The sequence below is a fragment of the Massilia sp. 01N410 genome (assembly GCF_056399665.1).
Map to the genome: position 1 here is coordinate 289,264 of NZ_JBFTRV010000002.1, position 23,023 is coordinate 312,286.

Annotated in this window: 20 protein-coding genes; 11 read left to right on the forward strand and 9 right to left on the reverse strand. The window is 68.1% G+C overall.

The genetic code is table 11. The annotated features are described in order from the left end of the window. Nucleotides 1-3: 3 nt before the first annotated feature. The 6 genes from AC1DOP_RS03940 to AC1DOP_RS03965 all read right to left on the reverse strand — a co-directional run bounded on the left by AC1DOP_RS03940 (nt 4) and on the right by AC1DOP_RS03965 (nt 7,468). Nucleotides 4-1,221, reverse strand: a complete 1,218-nt coding sequence (locus AC1DOP_RS03940; RefSeq protein ID WP_477249909.1) for an NAD(P)/FAD-dependent oxidoreductase — start codon at nt 1,219-1,221, stop codon at nt 4-6. Nucleotide 1,222: 1 nt separating this feature from the next. Continuing rightward, nucleotides 1,223-1,570, reverse strand: coding sequence for a nitrite reductase small subunit NirD (nirD, locus tag AC1DOP_RS03945; protein WP_477249911.1), 348 nt, complete (start codon nt 1,568-1,570; stop codon nt 1,223-1,225). 18 nt (nt 1,571-1,588) lie between these two features. Next, nucleotides 1,589-4,117 (reverse strand): nitrite reductase large subunit NirB, encoded by a 2,529-nt coding sequence (gene nirB / locus AC1DOP_RS03950; protein WP_477249913.1) that lies wholly within the window; start codon nt 4,115-4,117, stop codon nt 1,589-1,591. A 12-nt stretch (nt 4,118-4,129) separates the two neighbouring features. Next, on the reverse strand, nt 4,130-5,425 hold the full coding sequence (locus AC1DOP_RS03955) for an MFS transporter (RefSeq protein WP_477249915.1): 1,296 nt from the start codon (nt 5,423-5,425) through the stop codon (nt 4,130-4,132). A 235-nt stretch (nt 5,426-5,660) separates the two neighbouring features. Then, a complete protein-coding gene (locus AC1DOP_RS03960; RefSeq protein ID WP_477249918.1) occupies nt 5,661-6,815 on the reverse strand; it encodes a CmpA/NrtA family ABC transporter substrate-binding protein in 1,155 nt (384 codons plus the stop codon). A gap of 20 nt (nt 6,816-6,835) precedes the next feature. Next, nucleotides 6,836-7,468: an ANTAR domain-containing response regulator gene (locus tag AC1DOP_RS03965; RefSeq protein WP_442122636.1), complete on the reverse strand. Its 633-nt coding sequence runs from the start codon at nt 7,466-7,468 to the stop codon at nt 6,836-6,838. A gap of 191 nt (nt 7,469-7,659) precedes the next feature. Here AC1DOP_RS03965 and AC1DOP_RS03970 point away from each other — a divergent pair, with 191 nt between their 5' ends. The 4 genes from AC1DOP_RS03970 to AC1DOP_RS03985 all read left to right on the forward strand — a co-directional run bounded on the left by AC1DOP_RS03970 (nt 7,660) and on the right by AC1DOP_RS03985 (nt 12,959). Then, nucleotides 7,660-7,899: a hypothetical protein gene (locus AC1DOP_RS03970; protein WP_442122635.1), complete on the forward strand. Its 240-nt coding sequence runs from the start codon at nt 7,660-7,662 to the stop codon at nt 7,897-7,899. Between the two features lie 26 nt (nt 7,900-7,925). Continuing rightward, complete coding sequence (locus AC1DOP_RS03975) at nt 7,926-8,093, forward strand: hypothetical protein (RefSeq protein WP_442122634.1); 168 nt, start codon at nt 7,926-7,928, stop codon at nt 8,091-8,093. A gap of 135 nt (nt 8,094-8,228) precedes the next feature. Further along, a complete protein-coding gene (locus AC1DOP_RS03980) occupies nt 8,229-10,646 on the forward strand; it encodes a S9 family peptidase (protein ID WP_477249921.1) in 2,418 nt (805 codons plus the stop codon). Between the two features lie 81 nt (nt 10,647-10,727). Beyond that, a complete protein-coding gene (locus AC1DOP_RS03985) occupies nt 10,728-12,959 on the forward strand; it encodes a hypothetical protein (protein ID WP_477249923.1) in 2,232 nt (743 codons plus the stop codon). On the opposite strand, the gene AC1DOP_RS03990 is transcribed toward AC1DOP_RS03985, so the two are convergent. Together AC1DOP_RS03990 and AC1DOP_RS03995 are read right to left on the reverse strand one after the other, a co-directional pair. Beyond that, a complete protein-coding gene (locus tag AC1DOP_RS03990; RefSeq protein ID WP_442122631.1) occupies nt 12,956-13,426 on the reverse strand; it encodes a DUF2726 domain-containing protein in 471 nt (156 codons plus the stop codon). The genes AC1DOP_RS03985 and AC1DOP_RS03990 overlap by 4 nt on opposite strands. A 112-nt stretch (nt 13,427-13,538) precedes the next feature. After that, on the reverse strand, nt 13,539-14,753 hold the full coding sequence (locus AC1DOP_RS03995; protein WP_477249925.1) for a urate hydroxylase PuuD: 1,215 nt from the start codon (nt 14,751-14,753) through the stop codon (nt 13,539-13,541). Nucleotides 14,754-14,857: 104 nt separating this feature from the next. On the opposite strand from AC1DOP_RS03995, the gene AC1DOP_RS04000 reads away from it, so the two are divergent. Together AC1DOP_RS04000 and AC1DOP_RS04005 are read left to right on the forward strand one after the other, a co-directional pair. Then, on the forward strand, nt 14,858-15,796 hold the full coding sequence (locus AC1DOP_RS04000) for a LysR substrate-binding domain-containing protein (RefSeq protein ID WP_442122629.1): 939 nt from the start codon (nt 14,858-14,860) through the stop codon (nt 15,794-15,796). A gap of 178 nt (nt 15,797-15,974) precedes the next feature. Then, nucleotides 15,975-17,180 carry an ammonium transporter gene (locus tag AC1DOP_RS04005; protein ID WP_442122628.1) on the forward strand — a complete coding sequence of 402 codons (1,206 nt, stop codon included), beginning with the start codon at nt 15,975-15,977 and terminating at the stop codon, nt 17,178-17,180. Nucleotides 17,181-17,210: 30 nt separating this feature from the next. Here the strand turns inward: AC1DOP_RS04005 and AC1DOP_RS04010 are convergent, their stop codons facing one another. Continuing rightward, nucleotides 17,211-18,500 (reverse strand): Nramp family divalent metal transporter, encoded by a 1,290-nt coding sequence (locus tag AC1DOP_RS04010; RefSeq protein WP_442122627.1) that lies wholly within the window; start codon nt 18,498-18,500, stop codon nt 17,211-17,213. A 134-nt stretch (nt 18,501-18,634) separates the two neighbouring features. Between AC1DOP_RS04010 and AC1DOP_RS04015 the strand changes: the two genes are divergently transcribed. From AC1DOP_RS04015 to AC1DOP_RS04035, 5 genes are all read left to right on the forward strand, one after another. Continuing rightward, nucleotides 18,635-19,219, forward strand: a complete 585-nt coding sequence (locus AC1DOP_RS04015; RefSeq protein ID WP_477249928.1) for an RNA polymerase sigma factor — start codon at nt 18,635-18,637, stop codon at nt 19,217-19,219. Next, entirely contained in the window at nt 19,216-19,875 is a 660-nt protein-coding gene (locus AC1DOP_RS04020) for a zf-HC2 domain-containing protein (RefSeq protein WP_477249930.1), read from the forward strand. The genes AC1DOP_RS04015 and AC1DOP_RS04020 overlap by 4 nt, the downstream gene beginning before the upstream one ends. Then, the gene (locus tag AC1DOP_RS04025; protein ID WP_477249932.1) at nt 19,872-21,158 is read left to right on the forward strand and encodes a S8 family peptidase; all 1,287 of its coding nucleotides are present in this window, start codon (nt 19,872-19,874) and stop codon (nt 21,156-21,158) included. The genes AC1DOP_RS04020 and AC1DOP_RS04025 overlap by 4 nt, the downstream gene beginning before the upstream one ends. Beyond that, the gene (locus tag AC1DOP_RS04030) at nt 21,116-21,811 is read left to right on the forward strand and encodes a TorF family putative porin (protein WP_477249934.1); all 696 of its coding nucleotides are present in this window, start codon (nt 21,116-21,118) and stop codon (nt 21,809-21,811) included. Before AC1DOP_RS04025 ends, AC1DOP_RS04030 begins: the two co-directional genes overlap by 43 nt. A 69-nt stretch (nt 21,812-21,880) precedes the next feature. Further along, complete coding sequence (locus tag AC1DOP_RS04035) at nt 21,881-23,020, forward strand: TIGR03118 family protein (RefSeq protein ID WP_477249936.1); 1,140 nt, start codon at nt 21,881-21,883, stop codon at nt 23,018-23,020. Nucleotides 23,021-23,023: the final 3 nt, after the last annotated feature.

Genomic DNA, 23,023 nt, shown 5'->3' on the forward strand with positions numbered 1-23,023 from the left:
CGGTTATGCCGCCGCCAGGGCCTGGGCCTGGCCGAACAGCAGGTGGTTGCGGATGGAAGAGATGTCGCTGCGGTTCTGGATCAGCTCGAAGTACCAGGGACCGTCGGCGACGTCGCCGTACAGCACCACGCCCAGCAGGCGGCGCCCGCTCACCACCAGGCGCTTGTAGACGCCGCCGCGGCGGTCGCGCAGCACCAGGTCTTCGCTGCCCTCACCGCCGACGATGTCGCCGGCCGAGTACAGGTCGACGCCCGTCACCTTCAGCTTGGTGGCGGTGGCCTGCTGCACGTAGCGGCGGTGGCCGGCGCCCGCCAGGTGGGCCGCGCAGACCCTGGCCTGGTCCCAGATCGGCGCCACCAGGCCGAAGGTGGCGCGGCGGTGCTGCACGCATTCGCCGACGGCATAGATGCGCGGGTCGTAGGTCTGCAGGGTGTCGTCGACCACGATCGCGCGCTCGACGTGCAGGCCGGCTTCCTTCGCCAGCGCGACGTTGGGCCGCACGCCGGCCGCCATCACGACCAGGTCGGCCGGGATGCTCTCGCCGCCGTCGAAACGCAGCGCCTGCACTCTTCCCTCGCCTTCGATGGCGGCGGTCTGGCGGCTGAGCAGGATGCGCAGGCCGCGCCGCTCCAGCGAGGCGCGCAGCAGCTCGGCGGCGGGCGCATCGAGCTGCTGGTTCATCAGGCTGGCGGTCACGTGCACCACCGTCACCTCCATCCCCCGACGCAGCAGGCCGTTGGCGGCCTCCAGTCCCAGCAGGCCGCCGCCGATCACCACCGCACGGCCGCCGGCACGCGCGGCCGCCAGCATGGCGTCGACGTCGTGCAGGTCGCGAAAGCCGATCACGCCCGGCAGTTCGTGGCCGGGTACCGGCACGATGAAGGGTTTCGAACCGGTGGCGACCAGCAGCCGGTCATAAGCGACGGCCAATCCCGAGGCCGCGTGCACGGTACGGCGCCGGCGGTCGATGCGCACGACCGGATCGCCCGCGTGCAGCGTGATGCCATGCTCCGCATACCATTCGCGCGTGTGCAGCATGATGTCCTCGACCGTCTTGTCGCCGGCCAGCACCGGCGACAGGAGGATGCGGTTGTAGTTCCCATGCGGCTCGGCGCCGAACACGGTGATGCGGTACCTGTCGCGGTCCAGCTTGAGCAGTTCCTCGACCGTGCGCATGCCGGCCATGCCGTTGCCGATCACGACCAGCGATGGCTTGTCCATGCTAGGCCCCTACCCAGACCTGGCCGTCCTGGACCCGCACCGGATAGCTGGACACCGAGTGCTGCGGCGCCTCCAGGCATTCGCCGGTCCGCAGGTCGAAGTGCTGCTTGTAGATCGGCGAGGCCACCACCACGCGTTCGCCGATGCTGCCGATCAGCCCGCGCGACAGCACGGCGGCGTGCGAATTCGGATCGTAGTTATCGATGGCGAACAGGCGCGGGGATTCCGCACCGACGCGGAACACGGCCACCTGGCGCCCGTTCAGCAGGGCGCACACGCCGGTATCCGGCACGATGCGCTCGAGGGGGCAGATGGCGTTCCACTGGCTTAATTGAATATCGCGATGCATGTCGATTCTCCTCGATGATCAGGCGCTACGAATGATGGGAATGAAGCGGCGTTCTTCCGGCGTCGCAGGCCTTTGCTGGCCGCGTTCCGGCATGAAGACCACGTTGTCGTCATGCTGGTCGCTGTTGACGAAGCTGCGGAAGCGCGCCCGCACGGCCGGGTCCTCGACCGCGTTCTTCCATTCGTCGGCATAGCTGTCGACCACGCGCTGCATGTCGGCTTCGAGTTCGGCGCCCAGCCCCAGGCTGTCCTCGACCACCACCTGCTTCAGGTAGTCCAGGCCGCCCTCGAGCCCCTCGCGCCAGGTGCTGGTGCGCTGCAACCTGTCTCCGGTGCGCACGTAGAACATCAGGAAGCGGTCGACCAGCTTGACGACCGCCGCTTCGTCCAGGTTCGAGGCCAGCAGCTCGGCGTGCCGCGGCTTCATGCCGCCGTTGCCGCACACGTAGAGGTTCCAGCCTTTATCGGTGGCGATCAGGCCGACGTCCTTGCCCTGGGCTTCGGCGCACTCGCGGGTGCAGCCGGACACGCCGAACTTGATCTTGTGCGGCGCGCGCAGGCCCTTGTAGCGGTTCTCCAGCGCGACGCCAAAAGCCATGCTGTCGCCCACGCCGTAGCGGCACCAGGTCGAGCCGACGCAGGATTTCACGGTGCGCAGCGACTTGCCGTAGGCGTGGCCGGACTCGAAGCCGGCCGCGATCAGCTCTTCCCAGATCGCCGGCAGCTGGTCGACCCGGGCGCCGAACATGTCGACGCGGGCGCCGCCGGTGATCTTGGTGTACAGGCCATACTTTTTCGCTACCTGGCCCACCGCGATCAGGCCGTCCGGCGTGACCTCGCCGCCCGGCATGCGCGGCACCACGGAATAGCTGCCGTCCTTCTGGATATTCCCGAGGAAGTAGTCGTTCGAGTCCTGCAGGCTGGCGTGCTCGGGTTTCAGCACGAAGTCGTTCCATGTCGAGGCCAGGATGTTGGCCGCCACGGGTTTACAGATGTCGCAGCCCAGGCCCTTGCCGTGCTTGCGCAGCAGCTCGCCGAAGGAATGCAGCCCGCCGACACGGACCAGGTGGTGCAGCTCCTGGCGCGAGTACGGAAAGTGCTCACACAGGTGGTTGCTGACCGCCAGCCCGCGTTGAAGCATTTCCGCCTTCATGATCTGGTTCACCAGCGGCACGCAGCCGCCGCAGGCGGTGCCCGCATTGGTGCAGGCCTTGACGGCGGCGATATCGCAGGCGCCGCCCGCCACCGCGTCAAGGATGGCTCCCTTGCTGACGGCGTTGCAGGAACAGACCTGGGCCGTGGCCGGCAGCGCGTCGACGCCGATCGCCGGGCGCGCACCGCCCTCGCCCGCCGGCAGGATCAGGAACTCGGGTGCCGCGGGCAGCTTCAGGCCGTTCAGCATGGTCTGCAGCAGGCTGCCGTATTCGGCCGCATCGCCGACCAGCACCGCGCCCAGCAGGCGCTTGCCGCAGTCCGAGACCACGATTTTCTTATACACGCGCTTGCGTTCGTCGCTGAACTGGAAGCTGCGGCTGCCCGGCGTCGCCGCGTGGGCATCGCCGATCGAGGCCACGTCCACGCCCATCAGCTTCAGCTTGGTGCTCATGTCGGCGCCGCCGAACGTCCCTTGCTGGCCGAGCAAAGCGCGCGCCACCGTGCGCGCCATGTCGTAGCCCGGTGCGACCAGGCCGAAGGTCTGGCCATTCCAGGCCGCGCATTCGCCGATCGCGTACATGTCTGGATCGGAGGTGACACAGGCATCGTCGATGGCGATGCCGCCGCGCGGGCCAAGCTCCAGGCCGCTGGCCCGCGCCAGCTCGTCGCGCGGGCGGATACCGGCCGAGAACACGATCATGTCGGTCTCGAGGAAGCTGCCGTCGGCAAATTCCATGCGGTGCATGGCCGACTCGCCGTCGACGATGCGCAGCGTGTTCTTTTGCGTGTGCACCGTCACGTCCAGTGCCTCGATATGGGAACGCAGCATGCGCCCGCCCAGTTCGTCGACCTGCACCGCCATCAGGCGTGGCGCGAATTCGACCACGTGGGTCTCGAGCCGCATGTCGCGCAGGGCCTTCGCGCACTCCAGGCCCAGCAGGCCGCCGCCGATGACCACGCCCGAACGCGCCGTTCCGCCGTGGGCCAGCATGGCTTCCAGGTCCTCGATGGTGCGGTAGACGAAGCAGCCGGCGCGCTCGCGGCCCGGAACCGGCGGCACGAAGGCGGACGAACCGGTGGCGAATACCAGCTTGTCGTAGCCGAGCACTTCGCCGCTGGCCAGGGTCACGGTCTTGGCCGCACGGTCGACCGCCACCGCCTTTGCATTCAGCTTCAGGGTCAAGCCTGGGCGTTCGAAAAAGCCCGGCGCCACCAGCGACAGTTCGTCGGCGCTGCGGCCGGCAAAGAACTCCGACAGGTGCACCCGGTCGTAGGCCGGCCGCGGTTCCTCGCACAGGACCGTCACCTCGAAGGAGGAGGCGCCGGGATCGGCATGGAGAGTCTCGAGAAATTTGTGGCCCACCATGCCGTGGCCGATGACGATGAGTTTCATGATGCGCTTTCCTTATGCTGCGGCCGGTGCCGCGGTGTCGATGGCGGTGCTGGAGAAGCGCACGCCGATCGCGCACACGCTCGAGACCAGCACGGCGCCGCCGAGGATGAGCAGGGTCTGGCGCACGTCGCCCGTGCCTTTCATCAGGAAGCCGGCCAGCACCGCCCCGACATTGCCGCCGGCGCCGACGATGCCGGCCACGCCGCCCAGCGCCTTGCGGTTCACGAAGGGCACCAGCGCATAGGTGGCGCCGCAGGCCATGTGGGTGCACACGCCGAAGGCCAGCATGGCGGCGATCGCCGGCACCACGCTGCCGGTCTGCGAGAACCACAGCAGGCCCAGACCCTCGCCCACCATCAGGATGAACAGCAGGTTGACGCGGCTGTTCAGGTCTCCCTTCGCGGCCGCCTTGTCGGACAGCCAGCCGCCCAGGGCGCGGGCGAACAGGGCCAGCAGGCCGAAGCTGCCGGCCGCCATGCCGGCTGCCTTCAGCGAGAGGCCGAAATGGTCGACGTAATACACGGCGGCGACGTTGTGGATGAAGAGCTCGATGCCGAAGCAGGCGCCATAGGTCACGAACAGCAGCCAGGCGCGGTAGTTGCCGCAGGCCTGGACGAAGCTCGCCCAGCCGCCCTTGCCGCTGGCTTCGAAAGGAATGCCGGCGGCGCGCAGCTCGGCGTAATTCCCTTCCGGGCAGTCCTGGGTGAACTTCCAGTAGACGACGGCCATCACCAGCATCAGCACGCCCGGCACCAGCAGGGCCACGCGCCAGCCCATGGTCTCGCTCACGCCCAGCATGACCATGGCACCCATCAGCAGGGGCATGGTGGCCTGGGCCACGCCGCCGCCGCTGTTGCCCCAGCCGGCCGCCGCCGCGTTGGCGGTGCCGACCACGCGCGGGCCGAACATCACCGAGGTGTGGTACTGCGTGATCACGAAGCTGGCGCCGACCGCGCCGATCCCAAGGCGGAACAGCAGGAAGCTCTCGTAGCTCTGGGCCATGGCCACGCCCAGCACGGGAATCGCGCCGATTGCCAGCAGGCCGGTATAGGTCTTGCGCGGGCCGAAGCGGTCGCACAGCGGGCCGACCAGCAGGCGCACCAGGATCGTGATGGCGACCGCGGCGATGTTGATGTCGGCGATCTGGGACACCGACAGGTGGAATTCGCCCTTGATGACCGGCATCAGCGGCGCGCAGGCGAACCAGGCGAAGAAGCAGATGAAGAAGGCCACCCAGGTCAGGTGGAAGGCACGCATCTGTGGCGTGCCGATGGAGAACAACTGTAGGTGATTCGCTTTGCCGGCCATGATCGCTCCCGATAAAAAGAAAGGCGTCCGCTGCCTGGCCGAACACGTTTCATATGTGCTCGGGTGCAGCGGACGCCGTTGTCCTGTGCGCCGGTTCCTCGTTGAACCGGCTGGATTTGTTTCAAGGGATCGCCGTTGATCCTGGAGCGCCTAACGCTCTTGGTGAGAGTATCTGCAAGAGCCGTGCCAGACGCCCTTCCCTCTGGCACGCCGGGATAGCATCAGCTGGATCGCTTCATTGCGGTGCACCATGCCCGAAAACAGGGCGCGGCGCACCGTTCGCGAAGGACGAGATATAAGCGGCGGGGTCGCGGCCGTTCCAGATCCGGCCGTCGACCAGCACCGAGGAACGCAGCAACGCGGCAGGCGCCGCCACGCCCGCCAGCACGGCGGCCTCGCGGTACAGGCCGACCCGGTTCACGCGCGCGGCGGTGGCATAGTAGTCGGGATCCTCGCGCAGCAGGCCCCAGCGCCGGTGCTGGGTCATGAACCACATGCCGTCGGAGAGCCAGGGGAAGTTGGCCTCGCCGCCGGCGTGGAAGCGCAACGGATCCGGGTCCTGCCAGCGCCGCCCCAGGCCATCGTCGTAGAGCCCGTGCAGGCGCGCGGCGATGGTGGCGCGCCCGGCGTCCACGTAGGCCGGGCTGGCCAGGACCTCGGCCGTGGCGTCGCGGTGCAGGGGCGAGGCGTCGATCCAGCGCGCCGCTTCCAGCAGCGCCGCCACCAGCGCGCGGCAAGCCTGCGGATGCGCGTCGGCGAAGGCGGCGGTGGCGCCCAGCGCCTTGCCGGGATGGTCCGGCCAGATGTCCTGGCTGGTGGCCGCCGTGAAGCCGCTGCCGTCCAGCACCGCCCGCGCGCCCCAGGGCTCGCCCGCGCAGAAGCCGTCGATATGCCCGGCCGCCAGGCTGGCCGCCATCTGGCCCGGCGGCACCGTCGCCATCTGCACGTCGCGCAGCGGGTCGATGCCGCTCGCGGCCAGCCAGTAATACAGGAACATCGCGTGGTTCCCGGTCGGGAAGGTGTGGGCGAAGGTGAAGCGCCGGCGGCTCCTGCGGACCTGGACCGCCAGCGCGGCGCCGTCCGTCACCCCGGCCTCGCCCAGCGCGCGCGACAGGGTGATGGCCTGGCCGTTGCGCGACAAATTCATCAGCACTGCCATCGGCACCGCGCGCGTGCCGATGCCCATCTCGACGCCGTACACCAGGCCGTAGAGCGCGTGGGCGACGTCGAGGCTGCCGTTCAGCAGGCGGTCGCGCATGCCGGACCAGGAGTGTTCGCGGCTGAGGGCGAGTTTGATACCGTGTTTCTCGTCGAGGCCGAGTACCGAGGCCATGATCAGGGGGGCGCAGTCGGTGAGCGGCATGAAGCCGGCTTGGAGGGTGGTTTTCATGTTAGTTCCTTAGGACGGCGCTATAGAAGGTCTTCCACGTCAAGCACCCGCTGCGCCACCTCCGCCAACCTCAGCTTCCGGTTCATCGCCATACTGCGCAGCTTCCTGTAAGCCTCTTCTTCATTGAGCCCGCTGCGCGCCATCAGCACGCCCTTGGCGCGCTCGACCAGCTTGCGGTCGGCCAGCTGGCGGCGGGTGTCGGAGAGTTCGTCGAGCAGCTTGCGCTCGCGCCGGAAGCGGGCCAGGGCCACGTCCAGCACCGGCTTCACGCGCTCGGCCTGCAGCCCGGCCACGATATAGGCCGTCACGCCGGCGCCGATCGCGGCGTCCATGCTGGACGGATCCTGGTCGTCGGTGAACAGCACGATCGGGCGCGGCTCGTCGCGGGTGGCGATCACGATGTGCTCGAGCACGTCGCGGGCGGCGGATTCGCTGTCGATGATGATCATGTCCGGCTGGATCTGGGCGATCCGTTCGGGCAGGAAGATATCGGCCGGCAGCGAGGCGACGATGTCGTAGCCCGATTCCAGCAACCCGATGCGCAACGCCGTGTTGCGCCGCGCCTGGGCCGCCGCGGCCTGTTCGCCGGTGCCTTGTGTGGTGTTGACCACGACGATGCGCAGGGTGCGCGGAACGGGAGGTGGCGATTTCATGCCTTGGGAATATGCAAGTTCCGGGCCAGAGAGATATTTCCGAGGCGCATAACCGAAGTAAGGACGAGCCACAGTTATCCATCAAGAAATATTCACCACGTTGATGGAGAACATCAAAAAGTAAAAGTTCACTTATGTCTCGATGTTCCCTATACTGCACCGCAACAACACAGTATTTATTGGAGAAAACAATGAGCACCGCAACGATCACCCAGGCGCAGAGCAAAGGTCTGCGCCACCAACTCGCAGAAACCGCTCGCAACATCCGCGCCTTCGCCATCGAACTCTATGTCGCCCACGGCGGCTGGTTCGCCCACGATGCCAAGCGCGACGAGCAGGCAAGCCGCCGCGAGATGCTGTCGCTGGCCGCCGCCGCCGAATCGCATAGCCCGAGCCTGTCGGCCGAGCTGCGCCACTTCGCCTCCAAGTAATTAAGTAATTCACACAGGACACCATCATGACCCCAGTCGAATACGTCACCGTTGCCATCTCGGCCCTGGCCATCGTCACCCGCATCGTGTTCTTCATCCGCAACCCGACCGTGACCGCGCCGTCGGAACTGTGGATCGCGGATCACCCGCAAATGTGGATCGGCGACCCGTCGCGCCTGGAGAAGCTGCGCTAAGCTTTCCTGGTTGTTGCTCGCGTCTCCACACGCCCGGCATTGGCCGGGCGTTGTTTTTTGCAAATCGAATCCACACTGCATCACTGTTGGCTGAGCTAGAATGCTTTTTTGCAATTTCTACTCAGACAACCGACGATGCGCCTTCCTGTCTCCGCTTCCGCCCTCACCGTCCTTGCCGCGCTGCTGGCCTCAGTTCCCCTCACCTCGGCCATTGCAGCCGACGCCGGCACACCCGTCACCCTCGACCAGGCCATGGCCCAGCCCGACTGGATCGGCAACCCCGTGGAAAACGCATGGTGGAGCTGGGACGGCAAGCAGGTCCTGTATAAACAGAAGCGCGCCGGATCGCCGCTGCGCGACGTCTACCAGACTGGCGCCACGTCCGGCCTGAACAAGGCGCGCAGGGTCGAGGATGCGGAGTTCGCCAAACTGGACGGCTGGCTGGTCGTCTACAACCGCGACCGCACCCGCTCCGCCTTCGTGCGCAACGGCGACCTCTTCGAGCGCGACCTGAAGAGCGGCGAACTGGTACAGATCTCGCGCGCCAGCGGCGTCGCCATCGCCGCCGTGCAGTATTCCGCCGACGGCCGCAGCGTGCAGTTCCGCGTCGGTGACGACTGGGCCAGCTGGGACCGCGCCAGCCGCCTGGTGTCGCCGCTGGCGCTGCCGCGCGCGGCCAAGGACCCGGCCGTCCAGGATCCGGATGCGCTGCGCGACATGCAGCTGCGCCTGATCGCCACCCTCAAGCGCCAGAAGACTGATCGCGACGCCACCCGCGCCCGTGAGGAGGAAGAGCGCCGCGTCGATCCGACCCGCGCCCCGGCCCCGATCTACCTGGGCGACAAGCTGGCCATCGTGAACACCCACCTGTCGCCGGACGGCCGCTGGCTGCTGGTCGTGACCGGCCCGAAGGACGCCGACAAGGGCCGCGTCGGCAAGATGCCGCGCTACGTGACGGAGAGCGGCTATGAAGAGACCTCGGACGAGCGCACCCGCGTCGGCCGCAAGGATCCGCGTCCGCACGGCCTCAAACTCATCGACCTGCAGACCCGCGAGGTGAAAGACCTGTCCTTCGACGTCCTGCCGGGCGTGAAGGACGATCCGCTGGCCTCCCTGCGTGCCGAGCGCAAGCTCGATCCGCTCAAGGGCAACCGTCCGGTGAAGATCGGCTTCGACGGCGAGACCGTGGTCTGGAGCACCAATGGCGCGAACGCCGCCGTGATGCTGCGCTCGGTCGACAACAAGGACCGCTGGATCGCCACCGTCGATCTGCCGCACGCCGCGCTCAAGCCGGTGCACCGCCTGACGGACCAGGCCTGGGTCAACTTCGACAACAGCGAATTCGGCTGGCTGCCGGATGACACCACGCTCTGGTACCTGTCCGAGGAAACCGGCTACTCCCACCTCTACACCCTGGACGGCGCCGGCCGTACCCGCGCGCTCACCCAGGGCAAGTGGGAAGCCCAGGACGTGGCCTGGTCGCGCGACGGCGACACCGCCTGGCTGCTCTGCAACCGCAAGGATCCGGGCACCTATGAAGTCTGCGTCGTCAACGCAAAGGACGGCGCCACCCGCGAGGTCAGCAAGCTGGATGGCGGCGTCGAGGACTTCCGCCTGTCGCCGGACCAGCGCAAGCTGCTGGTGCATTATTCCGGCCCCTACCTCCCGCCGCAGATCGCCACCCTGCCGTCGAACGGCGGCGAGGCGGTCAGGCTGACCGACACCCGCACCGCCGACTTCAAGGCCCGCGACTGGATCCAGCCGCAGTTCGTGACGGTGCCGTCCACCCACGGTGCGGAGCCGATCTGGGCCAAGCTCTACCGCCCGGCCCAGCTCGAGCCGGGCAAGCAGTATCCGGTGGTGATGTTCGTGCACGGCGCCGGCTACCTGCAGAACGTCTCGCACCGCTACACGCCCTACTTCCGCGAGCAGATGTTCCACAACCTGCTGGTGCAGAAGGGCTACGTGGTGCTGGACATGGACTACCGCGCCTCGAAAGGCTATGGCGCCAAATGGCGCAGCGCGATCTACCGCCAGATGGGCCACCCGGAACTGGAGGACTACCTGGACGGCGTCAACTGGATGGTCGCCAACCAGCAGGGCGATGCGAACAACGTCGGCATCTACGGCGGCAGCTACGGCGGCTTCATGACCTTCATGGCCCTGCTGCGCGCGCCGGAGGTGTTCAAGTCGGGCGCCGCGCTGCGTCCGGTGACCGACTGGACCACCTACAACCACGAGTACACGGCGAATATCCTGAACACGCCGGAGCTCGACCCGGAAGCCTACAAGGTCTCCTCGCCGATCGAGTACGCGCAGAACCTGAAGGGCCACCTGCTGATCGCCCACGGCATGGTCGACGACAACGTGTTCTTCCAGGACTCGGTGCGCATGGCCCAGCGCCTGATCGAGCTGAAGAAGGATCACTGGGAACTGGCGCCGTATCCGATGGAGCGCCACTCCTTCGTCCAGCCGGAAAGCTGGTATGACGAGTACCGCCGCATCTACCAGCTGTTCGAGCGCACGCTCAAGCAAGCGCCCGCTGGACAATAAGCGGTATGATCGGGGCGCCTTCGGGCGCTTCAGCATCGGGCGCCTCAAGGCGCCCTTTTCATTTCAGCCCCAGACACCGCCATGCCTGCATTCCGTCCCGCGTTCGTCCTGTTCCTCGCTGCCCTTCTTCCCGCCGCCCGGGCCCAGAGCCTGCCCGAGACCGGCCAGCTCGACGACGCCAAGGTGCTGCAGTCCCGCTACGGCAAGGCCGCGCCAGGCGCTCCCGCCGCCGGCCTGCCTTCGTCAGGCGCCGCCCGGCAGCCCGCTGCCGTCCTGGCCGACATCGACTTCAAGGCCGGTATCGAGGGGGCGATCACCGGCGTGCAGGTCGACGCCGAAGAGGGCAAGGACAAGGCCGCCATTCCGCTGAGCTTCGGCCAGGTGTTCGCGCCGGGCGACGTCAGGCGCGGCGAAAGCCTGGCCGGACGCCTGGCCGACGGCAGCAAGGTGCCGCTGCAGGTGGACGTCAAGGCCACGCATGCGGACGGCTCGCTGCGCCACGCGGTGATCAGCGCCGTCCTGCCGCCCGCCGGCGGCAAGCCCCAGACCCTGGTGCTGGTGAAGGACAAGGCGGGCGCCAGGCCTGCCGCCGGCGCCGGACCGGCGGCCCTGCTCGAGGACGGCTTCACGGCCTCCGTCAGCGCCACCATCGACGGCAAGGTCTATACGGCCTCCGCCGACCGCCTGCTGCGCCAGAAGCCGGCGGTCTGGCTGGACGGGCCGCTGGTCACCGAATGGCTGGTGTCGGCGCCGCTGAAGGATGCCAAGGGCGCCGAGCATCCGCGCCTGTCCGCGCATTTTGCCGTGCGCTGGTACCGCACGCTTGGCAAGGCCAGGGTCGACGTCACGCTGGAAAACACCTGGGCATTCGAGCCCTCGCCGGGCAACATCGCCTACGATGCGCGGGTGCTGGTGGGCGGCAAGGAGGTCTACGCGAAGACCAACCTCGTTCACCTGAACCAGGCCCGCTGGCGCAAGGTGTTCTGGTGGGGCGAGGTCCCGGACGTCCACATCCGCCACGACAGCGCCTACCTGATCGCCAGCCGCGCGCTGCCGAACTACGACCGCTCGGTGCGCGTTTCCGGCAAGGCGCTGGCGGACTACGGGTCCGGCTGGAACGGACCGAAGACCGAACCGATGGGCATCGGCCTGGCGCTGGCCTACATGCCGACCACCGGTGCGCGCAACGACATCGGCCTGCTGCCCGCCTGGGCCGCCGCCTACCTGCTCAGCATGGATCCGCGCGCGAAGACGGTCACCCTGGGCACGGCCGACCTGGCCGGCAGCTGGTCGGTGCACTACCGCGACCAGCGCAGCGGCAGGCCGATCAGCGTGATCGACTATCCCTACATGGGCCTGATCGGCACCGGTACCGACACGCTCAACCCGAAGACCGGCAAGTCGGAACGCCTGCCGACCTGCGCCGGGAATGCCTGCAAGACGAGCTATGCCCACGACGACGCGCACCAGCCGGCCTTCGTCTACCTGCCCTACCTGGTCACCGGCGACTTCTACTATCTCGAAGAGCTGGAGTTCTGGGCGATGTACAACGTGTTCGCGATCTACACGCCCTACCGCAGCAACGTCAAGGGGCTGCTGGCGTCCGGGCAGGTGCGCGGCCAGGCCTGGAGCATGCGTACGCTCGGCGAAGCGGCCTATATCGTGCCCGACGCCGATCCGCTGAAAAGCCATTTCCGCCGCCTGCTGGACAACAACCTGGCCTGGTACAACGCCCACTACACGGACGATCCGGGGGCCCCCAAACTGGGTTTCATCAGCCATAGCTATGCCGTGGTCTACAAGAACAAGACCGGCCTCGCGCCCTGGCAGGACGATTTCTTCACCGCCGTGTCGGGCCACCTGGCCGAACTCGGTTTTCCGGAGGCCGGCCGGCTGCTGGGCTGGAAGGCGCGCTTCCCGATCGCGCGCATGACGGCGCCGGGCGGCTGCTGGGTCGAAGCCTCGATGTACGACATGATCGTGCGCGACGACGAAAAAGCCCCGTTCTACCCGACCATGGCCGAAGTCTACAAGGCGAGCCGCCCGGAAGCCACCGGCATGACCTGCGCAAGCGCCGAGATGGCCCAGGCGCTCAAGATCAAGCCGGGCGAAATGATGGGCGGCGCGGCCAGCCCGATCGGCAGCGCCGCCATCATCCAGCCGGCCCTGGCCTATGCGGCCGACGCCGGCGGCGAAGCCGGCGGCCGCGCCTGGGCGCTGTTCAAGGCGCGCGCCGTCAAGCCGGATTACAGCGCGGCGCCGCAGTATGCGATCGTGCCGCGCAAAGCGCCACCTCAGGAGAAGCCGGATTAGGCAGCCACCTCGGAAACATGAACGGCAGCCGGCAGGACCGCGGCGCGAATCACGGCCGGCGAAGGCTTCAGGCGCGACTCGAAGCGAACCGTCCTGAAGCCGCCCTGCGCCAGGCGGCCATCGCGCACCTGGTCCTTCGCGCTCGAATGCGTCTTGTCGTCCAGCTCCACCACCGCGACGACTTCGCAGCGCCGGTTGCAGACGACGTAATCGATCCGCTGTTGCGCGATGCGCAGGCGGTCGCCGTGGGCGCGCTTGCGGTCCGCGGCGGCGGATTCGAGCAGGGCCGCCATTCCTACCTGGGGAAAGATGTAATGCTCGGGCAGGGCCGCGACCAGCCTGCCGAAAAATTCCATTTCGTTTTCCGTCATGATGGCGCGGCGGGTGTAGGCCGGCGCCGGGCCGCGTCTCTTCGCCTTGCGCAGTGCGAACCCCATGAGCAGCGCGAGCACCAACAGCACTGCCATGAGGACGTATGCGATATTCATAGCCGATCTTTCTTTGATGCAATTGAAGGACCAGCAGGATAGCAAGCAAGAGGGTCCGGAAAATCCTCGCTTTGTAACTACAGCAACTTCTTCACTTCGTTCTGGCGCCGCCCTCGAACCAGGCCGCGACCTGGGCCCGCTCGGCATCCGTCATGTTCGTCATGTTCGCCAGCGGCATGGCCTTCAGTTGCACGGCCTGCTGGTAGATGCGCTGGGCGTTCTGCGTGATGCCGTGCGGGTTGTCCAGCATCACGCCGGCCGGCGCGGTGGCGAAGCCGGGCTGCGTCGGATGGGCCGAATGGCAGGACACGCAGCGCTGCTGCAGGATGCCCTGCACCGCCGCGAACTGCGCGCCGGCATCGGCTGCGGCCGGGGCGGCCGCCGGCGGTTTCGGGGCGATCGCCACGGCCACCGTCAGCAGCAGCACCACGCCCACGGCCGGGTACTTCCATTCGACCCGGCCCTTGTGGCGCAGGTTGAAGAAGTGGCGGATGAAGACGCCGGCCAGCATGATCGCGGCCAGCACCGCCCAGGCGTGCTCGTGGCGGTAAGTCATGGCGAAGTGGTTGCTGATCATGATGAACAGCACCGGCAGCGTGAAGTAGTTGTTGTGGACGCTGCGCTGCTTGCCGCGGATGCCGTAGACGGGGTCGGGCTTCTGGCCGGCGATCATCGCATCCACCATCTTGCGCTGGCCCGGAATGATGACCATCGCCACGTTGGCGACCATGATGGTGCCGATCATCGCGCCGACGTGGATATAGGCCGCGCGCCCGCTCAGCCAGTGGGTCAGCGCCCAGGCGGCCGCGCTCAGGAAGACGAACATCACCGCGCCGAAGGCCAGGTCGTGCTTGCCCAGCTTCGAGCGGCACAGCAGGTCGTAGACGATCCAGCCCACCACCAGGCTGCCGAGACCGAGGCCGATAGCCTGCCAGCTCGACAGGTCGGCCACGCTGCGGTCGACCATCATGGCCTGGGCATTGAAGTAGTAGACGATGGTCAGCAGGGCGAAGCCCGACAGCCAGGTCGAATAGGCTTCCCACTTGAACCAGTGCAGTTCCTTGGGCAGCTCGGCAGGCGCGACCAGGTACTTTTGCGGGTTGTAGAAGCCGCCGCCGTGCACGGCCCACAGCTCGCCGGCCACGCCCTTCTTCGCCAGTTCGCTGCCGGGCGCCGGCGGCCGCAGGGAGTTGTCGAGCCAGACGAAGTAGAAGGAGGCGCCGATCCAGGCGATGCCGGTGATGACATGCAGCCAGCGCACCAGCAGGTTCATCCATTCGAGGCCATACGGAAGCAGGTAGTCCATGCACATCCTTTGCACGTGTGATTACGAGAAGATACGCCGGTTTCCATTTATTCAACATGAAAAATACCGTATATTCGACATAAGCACACGCATATGACCTTCCGATGAGCAGCCTGCCCCAGCACCTCGACCTGCACCTGATCCGCATCCTCTACCTGCTGCTGGTGGAAAAGAACGTGTCGCGCGTGGCCCTCAAGCTGAACCAGCCCCAGCCGTCGATCTCGGCCTCGCTGCGCAAGCTCCGCGAACTGACCGGCGATCCGCTGCTGGTGCGCGGCGCGCGCGGCATGGTGCCGACCCAGCATGGCGAGAGCCTGCTCGCACCGGCCAAGCGCATCCTCGACGAAACCGAGAGCCTGTTCATCAGGAAGTCGCCCTTCGTGCCCGAGCAGGCGGCGCGCACCTTCCACATCGCCGCCCCGGATTACCTGGACACCCAGTTCCTGCCGAGCGTGGTGGCCTCGATCCGCCGCGGCGCGCCCAACAGCAAGGTCGCCATCCACCACCTGGGGCCGGGCACCGACTACCTGCGCATGCTGTCGGACGGCGAGATCGACCTCGTGATCGCCAACTGGGACGAGCCGCCGGCCCACCTGCACATCTCGAAGCTGTTCGAAGACCCGATCATCTGCACCATGCGCGCAGAAAGTGCCTACGCGCGCCGCACGGCCGGCGATGCGATGACGCTCGAGGACTACCTCAGCCTGCCGCACGTGGCGCCCTCGCCGATGCTGCCCGGTTATCACGGCGTCATCGATGCCTTCCTGGAACGCCAGGGCATGCAGCGCAAGGTGGCGGTCGAGTCGCCCTATTTCGGCCTGATTCCCTACATGCTGACGCAGACCGACCTGGTGCTGACCACCGGCCGCCAGTTCATCCGCTTCTACGAAAAGACGCTGCCGCTGAAGAACTTCACGGTGCCGATCAAGTTCCCGCCGATGCGCTTCTATCAACTCTGGCACCAGCGGGTGCACCAGTCGCCCGAGCACAAGTGGCTGCGCGACCTGGTGACGGCGGCGGCCCAGGCCCTCGTCAAAGGCTGAGACGTTCCTTTTTGGCGCACGCCTGCACCTCGGCAGTGCAGACGCACGCGAACGGGGCGCTACGTGACTTCCGCCCGCGGCCGGTGCATTCTCAGGGCCTTCCTTCACCAAATTGGAACGCTTATTGCTACCAAGAAGTGCTAACGCTGTTTTCACGCACTTTTTTGGAAAGACTTGCATGGATGCCTACAAAACCGGGGCCGACGCGCTCTTCATCCTGCTCGGCGGGATCATGATCCTGGCGATGCACGCCGGCTTTGCCTTTCTCGAACTGGGAACGGTGCGCCGCAAGAACCAGGTCAACGCCCTGGTCAAGATCCTGATCGACTTTGCCGTCTCGACCATCGCCTACTTCTTCGTCGGCTATGGCATCGCCTACGGCATGCACTTCTTCGGCAGTACCGATACCCTGGTGGCGAAGAACGGCTATGAACTCGTCAAGTTCTTCTTCCTGCTGACCTTCGCCGCGGCGATCCCGGCCATCATCTCGGGCGGCATCGCCGAACGCGCCAAGTTCCACCCGCAGATGGCCGCCACCGCCGTGCTGGTCGGCCTGGTCTATCCCCTCTTCGAGGGCATCGCCTGGAACAACCGCTTCGGCATCCAGGACTGGCTGCACACCGTCTTCGGCGCGCCCTTCCACGACTTCGCCGGTTCGGTGGTGGTGCACGCGGTGGGCGGCTGGGCCGCGCTGCCGGCGGTGCTGCTGCTGGGCGCGCGCCGCGGCCGCTATGCGAAGGACGGACGCATCGCCGCCCACCCGCCCTCGAACATCCCCTTCCTGGCGCTGGGCGCCTGGATCCTGACGGTGGGCTGGTTCGGCTTCAACGTGATGAGCGCCCAGACCCTCGACAAGATGAACGGCCTGGTGGCGGTGAATTCCCTGATGGCGCTGACGGGCGGCACCCTGACCGCCTTCGTCATGGGCCGCAACGACCCCGGCTTCGTCTACAACGGGCCGCTGGCCGGCCTGGTGGCGGTGTGCGCCGGCTCGGACCTGATGCATCCGCTCGGCGCCCTGGTCACCGGCGCGGTCGCCGGCGCGATGTTCGTCTCGCTGTTCACGCTGGCGCAGAACCGCTGGAAGATCGACGACGTGCTGGGCGTGTGGCCGCTGCACGGCCTGTGCGGCGCCTGGGGCGGCATCGCGGCCGGCATCTTCGGCAGCCGCGCGCTGGGCGGGCTGGGCGGCGTCTCCATCTGGTCTCAGCTGGTCGGCACCGTGCTCGGCATCGTCATTTCCGGGCTCGGCAGCTGGATCGTGTACGGCCTGCTGAAGAAGACGGTGGGCCTGCGCCTGGATCCGGAACAGGAATTCGACGGCGCCGACCTGTCGATCCACCGCATCAGCGCCACGCCGGAGCGCGAGACCACCTTCCAGTAGATTCCTTCCCCCCCCGTGCGGGGGAAGCCGTCAATGCATGAACCCGGCCCCGAACATCGCCAGCACGGCGACCGCCATCACGCCGGTACAGATCCAGCCGAGCACGCGCAGCCGGCCCGAGATCTTCAGCTCGCCCATGATCTTCGTGCTCGAGGCCACCGCCATCATGATCACCATGACCGGCACCGCGATCACGCCGTTCAGCACCGCGCTCCAGTAGAGCGCCTTGATCGGGTCGATCGGCGCGAAGTTGATGCCGATCCCGGCCAGGGTCGAGACGATGATGATGGCGTAGAACTTGCGCGCCGCCGAGAACTTGGAATCCAGGCTGCTCTTCCAGTGGAAGGTGCCGGCCATCGCATAGGCGGCCGAACCGGCCAGCACCGGAATCGCCAGCAGGCCGGTGCCGACGATGCCCAGCGCGAACAGGAGGAAGGCCAGTTCGCCGGCGACCGGCTTCAATGCCGTTGCGGCCTGGGCCGAAGTCTGCAGGTCGAGCGTGCCGTGCGCGTGCAGGGTGGTGGCGGTGGTCAGCATGATGAAGAAGGCGACCAGGTTCGACACCGCCATGCCGACCAGGGTGTCGAAGCGGATCCGGCGGAACTGCGCCGTCACCTGTTCCGGCGCGCGCCGCAGCGGCTGCGCATCGGCGTCCGCGCGCAGCTCCTCGACTTCCTGCGAAGCCTGCCAGAAGAACAGGTAGGGGCTGATGGTGGTGCCGAATACGGCGACGATGGTGGTCAGGTATTCCTTGTGCCACTCCAGGCGCGGCAGCAGCGTGGCATGCAGCACCTCGCCCCAGGGCACGCGCACCACGAACACGGTGGCGACATAGGCCAGCAGCACCAGGGTCAGCCATTTCAGCAGGTTGACGTAGCGCTGGTAGGGAATGAAGACCTGCAGCAGGATCGACAGCACGCCGAATCCGACCGCGTAGTAATGGGGTTTGCCGGGAGCGACCAGGGCCATCGCGTCGCCCATCGCCGAGATGTCGGCCGCGATGTTGATGACGTTCGCGACCAGCAGCAGGCCGACGATCAGCCAGACCAGCCGGCGCGGCGCGAAACGCTGCAGGTTGGTGGCCAGGCCGCGGCCGGTGACCCGGCCGATGTGGGCGCTGATCACCTGGATCGCCACCATCAGCGGATAGGTGAGCAGCAGGGTCCACAGCAGGTTGAAGCCGAACTGGGCCCCGGCCTGGGAGTAGGTCGCGATGCCGCTCGGGTCGTCGTCCGCCGCGCCGGTGATCAGGCCCGGGCCCAGCTTCGAGAGCCAGGCGGCGGCTTCCGGCGATGGCTTGTCTGCGTCCTTGTCGTCCATGCCTGCATGATGCGGGCAAACGGCTGTGTCATCCGTTCGCCCGCGCACGCAAGTGCGGGCCGGCGCGGGCTGCGCCCTTCCGTGTAACAATGCGATTGAACCTTTGCGCGGCAACCGGGTATTCACCGGAAACAGTGGAGACCGAATGCGTGGACCAGCAGGCGAATGAGCGGTCCGATGGCGAGGCGGACCTGGTTGACCGGATCGCGGCCGGGGACCGGCATGCCTTCGAAATCCTGTACCGCAGCTACTTTCCGCGGCTGACGCGCTTCCTGCACCGCATGACGCGCAACGCCGCCACGATCGAGGAGATCGTCGACGACACCATGCTGGTCGTGTGGCAGCGGGCGGCGACCTTCGACGGCAGCTGCAAGCTCTCGACCTGGGTGTTCGCGATCGCCTACCGCAAGGCCTGCAAGGCGCTGCACGGACTCGACGAGCCGCTGGAGGCCTTCCCGGACACCTGGGAAGGCGCCGAAGAAGAGCAGCCCGAATGCCGCTTCGAGCAGCTGCGCCTCGGCCATGCGCTGGACGCCGCGCTCGCCGCCCTGCCGCTGGAGCAGCGCGCCGCCTTCCAGCTGACTTTCTATCACGACATGAGTTACGCGGAGATCGCAGACATCATGGAATGCCCCGTCAACACCATCAAGACCCGGCTGTTCCATGCGCGCCGCCGCCTTGCCCTGCAGCTGGGGCGGCAACTGGAGGGCAGGACATGAGCCTCGACGAGACCTTTTCGGCAGAGCATAGGGCGGCGCAGGAAGCCCTGCCCTGGCTCGCCAACGCCACGCTGGACGCCGGCGAGGAAGAGCGGCTGCGCACCCACCTGCGCAGCTGCGCCTGCTGCCGCGACGAGCTCGCGCTGCTGCAGGCCGTGCGGGCCGCCGGGCCGGGCCCCGGCTCGGGGCCGGCACCCGGCTGCGACCCCGACCGCGCCTGGGCGCGCATGCAGCAACGCCTCGACCAGCCGCAGGCCGCGTCCATGCCCGGCACCCTGGCGCGCTGGGGTGCGCGCATCGCCGCCAACGACCGCAGCTGGCTGCGCGGCGCGGTGGCCCTGCAATGCTGCCTGATCGCCGTGCTGGCGGCCCTGCTGGTGCGCCCGGATCAGGGCCAGGACGCGGGCACGGCCTACCGCGGGCTCGGCGCCGCGGCGCCGGTCCGGGCCGGCATCGTGGTCGTGTTCCGCCCCGACACCCCGGAACGCGAGCTGCGCCGCATCGTGCGTGCCAGCGGCGCCCGGCTGGCCGGCGGCCCGACCGCCGCCGACGCCTGGCTGCTGGACGGCGGCGACACGGCGGCGGTGCTGGCCCGGCTGCGCGCCGAACCCGCCGTCGAGCTGGCCGAGCCGCTCGGCGCCGGAGCACGGCCGTGAAACGCCTGCTCGCCGCCCTGCTGACGCTGGCGCTGGCCTGCTGCGCCCTGCCATGCGGGGCCGGCGCCGGCGCCGGCGGCGACACCGGCGCCAGGGCGGCGCGCCAGGTGCTGGTGATGCTGCGCATGCCGCCACCCCACTTCCGTCCCGACAGCGCCTACGGCAGCGGCTACGCCGACGACGGCAGCCGCGCCGCGCGCCGCCGCCAGGCCGCGGAACTGGCCGCCGCCCACGGGCTCAGGGTGGTGGACGACTGGCCGATGCCGGCGATCGGCATCGACTGCTTCGTGATGGAAGATGCCGACGACGTCCCGCTCGAGCGCGTGCTGGACGCCCTCGCCCACGATCCGCGCGTGGCCTGGGCCCAGCCGGTCAACACCTACCATGGATTGGACGGCGATCCGCTGTATGCGGTGCAGCCGGCGGCGCGCGCCTGGCACCTGGCCGAGCTGCACCGCGCCGGCACCGGCCGCATGGTGATGGTGGCGGTGGTGGACAGCGGCGTCGACGGCGACCATCCGGACCTGGCCGGCCAGCTGGCGCTGCGCCAGAACTTCGTCGACGGTGTGCCGGATGTCGCCGAAGCGCATGGCACCGCAGTTGCCGGCATCGTTGCCGCACGCGAAGGCAATGGGGTCGGTATCGCCGGGATCGCCCCGCAGGCCAGGCTGATGGCCCTGCGCGCCTGTTGGGAAACGGCAAAACAGGAAACGCTCTGCAACAGCTTCACGCTGGGCAAGGCCCTGCATTTCGCGCTGCTGAACGGGGCCCGCATCATCAACCTCAGCCTGGGCGGCCCGGCGGACCGCCTGTTGCAGACCCTGATCGACGCCGCCCTGGCACGCGGCATGGCGGTGGTCGCCGCGGTCGATCCGCTGCGCCCCGACGGCGGCTTTCCGGCCTCGCAGCGCGGCGTGATCGCGGTGGCCCAGGCCGGCGACCGGCATGCCCTGCCGCCCGGCGCGCTGCGCGCCCCCGGCGCCGACATCCCCACCACCCTGCCCGGCGCGCGCTGGGGCCTGGTGTCGGGCTCCTCGTATGCGGCGGCCCATGTGGCCGGGCTGGCCGCGCTGGTGCTCGAGCTGCGGCCGGGCACCGCGCCCTTGCAACTGCGCAGCATGCTGGCGCCGCCGCTGCACACCGCCCTGGCCGCGCACGATGCTGATCGGGAGCAGGAGCAAACTGGTAGCATAGACGCATGCGCGACCATTGCGCGCGCCGCCGGAGCATGCGTTTGCCGATGTCACCAGACCACCGCCATGACCGCCAATGCTTCTCCCTGACGGCCGCCTGCCTGGGCCTGGGCCTGGTTTGCGCGGCCGGCCCGGCGTGCGCCCAGACCAGCGGCAGCCTGGGCCTGGTGTCCGAGTACGCGGTGCGCGGCATCTCGCTGAGTGGCGGTCGTCCGGCCCTGCAGCTGCGCATCGACCATGACATGGCGGACGGCTGGTATGCGGGCGGCTTCGCCTCGCCGGTCAAACTGGGCAACGACGGCCGCCAGGCCGGCCTGATCGTCTACGGCGGCCGGGCCGGCAGCCTGCCGTCCGGCCTGTCCTGGGACGCCGGCCTCAGCCGCGCCGTCTTCCTGCGCAGCCATGAGTACGACTACACCGAATTCCATGCCGGCATCGCGCTGGACCAGGCCAGCGCCAGCCTCTTCGTATCGCCCGCCTATTACGGCAACGAGCCCAGCGCCTATCTCGACCTGAACGCCTTCCATCCCCTCGGCGAGCGGCTCAGGCTGACCTTCCACGCCGGGCTGCTGCACCGCTTCGGCGCCTACGCGGGGCCGCGCGACCACGCCGACCTGCGCCTCGGCCTGGCCGCCACCTTCGGCGACTGCACCGTGCAGCTCGGCTGGCAGACGCTGCTGCGCGCCGGCGGCAACGCACCACGCGCCCGCGCCCTGTCCGGCAGCGTCGGCATCCGCTTCTGATTGAACCTTTGGCGGACAGAAGGGCATAAACACCTGCCCTTCCTTCGATTCGTCCTGACAGGAGCAATCATGAACCTTCATTCCAGAGCGACCGCCTGCCTCAGGGCAGGCCTGTTCGGCGCCGGTCTCGCCATCGCCCTCGCCTCCTGCGGCGGCGGTGGCGGCGACGGCGGCAGTTCCATGCAGATGAACCCGCCCCCGGTCACGCCCACCATCGCCGGCGCCTTCGCCACCCGGACCCTGGTGGCGGACAGCGGCAGCGGCGCCGAACACCTCGACGGCCATCTCGTCAATGCCTGGGGCCTCGTCTTCAATCCGACCGGCTTCGTCTGGGTGGCGAACAACGGCAGCGCCACCTCGACCCTGTACGACGGCAACGGCGTGCCCCAGACGCTGGTGGTCGCGATTCCGCCGGGCAGCGCCGGCACCTCCAGCCCGACCGGCATCGTCTACAACGGCAGCACCAGCTTCCAGGTGACCCAGAACGGCGTGAGCGGGGCCAGCGCCTTCATCTTCGCCACCGAGAACGGCACGTTATCGGGCTGGTCGCCGGCGGTCAACCGCAACAACGCGGTGCTGGCGGTCGACACCGGCGCCAGCGGCGCGGTCTACAAGGGCCTGGCGATCGCCACCTACGCCGGCGCCAACTACCTGTACGCGGCGGACTTCCGCAACGCCCGGGTCGACGTCTACGACGCTGGCTGGAACCGGGTGACCCTGCCCGGCGGCGCCTTCGCCGATCCCAACCTGCCGGCCGGCTACGCGCCCTTCGGCATCCAGGCCATCGGCGGCCGCATCGTTGTCGCCTACGCCCAGCGCACCACCGGCAGCATCGACGAAACCAAGGGCGCCGGACTCGGTATCGTCGACGTCTTCGATGCCAGCGGCGCGCTGGTGAAGCGGCTCGTCACCGGCGGCGCATTGAACGCGCCCTGGGGCCTGGCGATGGCGCCGGCCAATTTCGGCGGCGCCAGCAACATGCTGCTGGTGGGGAATTTCGGCGATGGGAAAATCAATGCCTACAATGCCGACACCGGCGCCTTCGCCGGCACCCTGATGCGCGCCGACGGCAGCGCGATCGTGATCGACGGCCTGTGGGGCATCGCCTTCGGCAACGGCGTCAACAACCAGCCGGCGAACACCCTGTTCTACACCGCCGGCCCCGGCGACGAGGCGCATGGCGCGTATGGCCGCATCGATGCTCAGTGAAGC

Bases quoted from the DNA above. Each gene is read 5' to 3' on its own strand.
- AC1DOP_RS03940 (WP_477249909.1), bottom strand. From the start codon at position 1,221: ATGGACAAGCCATCGCTGGTCGTGATCGGCAACGGCATGGCCGGCATG.
- nirD (WP_477249911.1), bottom strand. From the start codon at position 1,570: ATGCATCGCGATATTCAATTAAGCCAGTGGAACGCCATCTGCCCCCTC.
- nirB (WP_477249913.1), bottom strand. From the start codon at position 4,117: ATGAAACTCATCGTCATCGGCCACGGCATGGTGGGCCACAAATTTCTC.
- AC1DOP_RS03955 (WP_477249915.1), bottom strand. From the start codon at position 5,425: ATGGCCGGCAAAGCGAATCACCTACAGTTGTTCTCCATCGGCACGCCA.
- AC1DOP_RS03960 (WP_477249918.1), bottom strand. From the start codon at position 6,815: ATGAAAACCACCCTCCAAGCCGGCTTCATGCCGCTCACCGACTGCGCC.
- AC1DOP_RS03965 (WP_442122636.1), bottom strand. From the start codon at position 7,468: ATGAAATCGCCACCTCCCGTTCCGCGCACCCTGCGCATCGTCGTGGTC.
- AC1DOP_RS03970 (WP_442122635.1), top strand. From the start codon at position 7,660: ATGAGCACCGCAACGATCACCCAGGCGCAGAGCAAAGGTCTGCGCCAC.
- AC1DOP_RS03975 (WP_442122634.1), top strand. From the start codon at position 7,926: ATGACCCCAGTCGAATACGTCACCGTTGCCATCTCGGCCCTGGCCATC.
- AC1DOP_RS03980 (WP_477249921.1), top strand. From the start codon at position 8,229: ATGCGCCTTCCTGTCTCCGCTTCCGCCCTCACCGTCCTTGCCGCGCTG.
- AC1DOP_RS03985 (WP_477249923.1), top strand. From the start codon at position 10,728: ATGCCTGCATTCCGTCCCGCGTTCGTCCTGTTCCTCGCTGCCCTTCTT.
- AC1DOP_RS03990 (WP_442122631.1), bottom strand. From the start codon at position 13,426: ATGGCAGTGCTGTTGGTGCTCGCGCTGCTCATGGGGTTCGCACTGCGC.
- AC1DOP_RS03995 (WP_477249925.1), bottom strand. From the start codon at position 14,753: ATGGACTACCTGCTTCCGTATGGCCTCGAATGGATGAACCTGCTGGTG.
- AC1DOP_RS04000 (WP_442122629.1), top strand. From the start codon at position 14,858: ATGAGCAGCCTGCCCCAGCACCTCGACCTGCACCTGATCCGCATCCTC.
- AC1DOP_RS04005 (WP_442122628.1), top strand. From the start codon at position 15,975: ATGGATGCCTACAAAACCGGGGCCGACGCGCTCTTCATCCTGCTCGGC.
- AC1DOP_RS04010 (WP_442122627.1), bottom strand. From the start codon at position 18,500: ATGGACGACAAGGACGCAGACAAGCCATCGCCGGAAGCCGCCGCCTGG.
- AC1DOP_RS04020 (WP_477249930.1), top strand. From the start codon at position 19,216: ATGAGCCTCGACGAGACCTTTTCGGCAGAGCATAGGGCGGCGCAGGAA.
- AC1DOP_RS04030 (WP_477249934.1), top strand. From the start codon at position 21,116: ATGTCACCAGACCACCGCCATGACCGCCAATGCTTCTCCCTGACGGCC.
- AC1DOP_RS04035 (WP_477249936.1), top strand. From the start codon at position 21,881: ATGAACCTTCATTCCAGAGCGACCGCCTGCCTCAGGGCAGGCCTGTTC.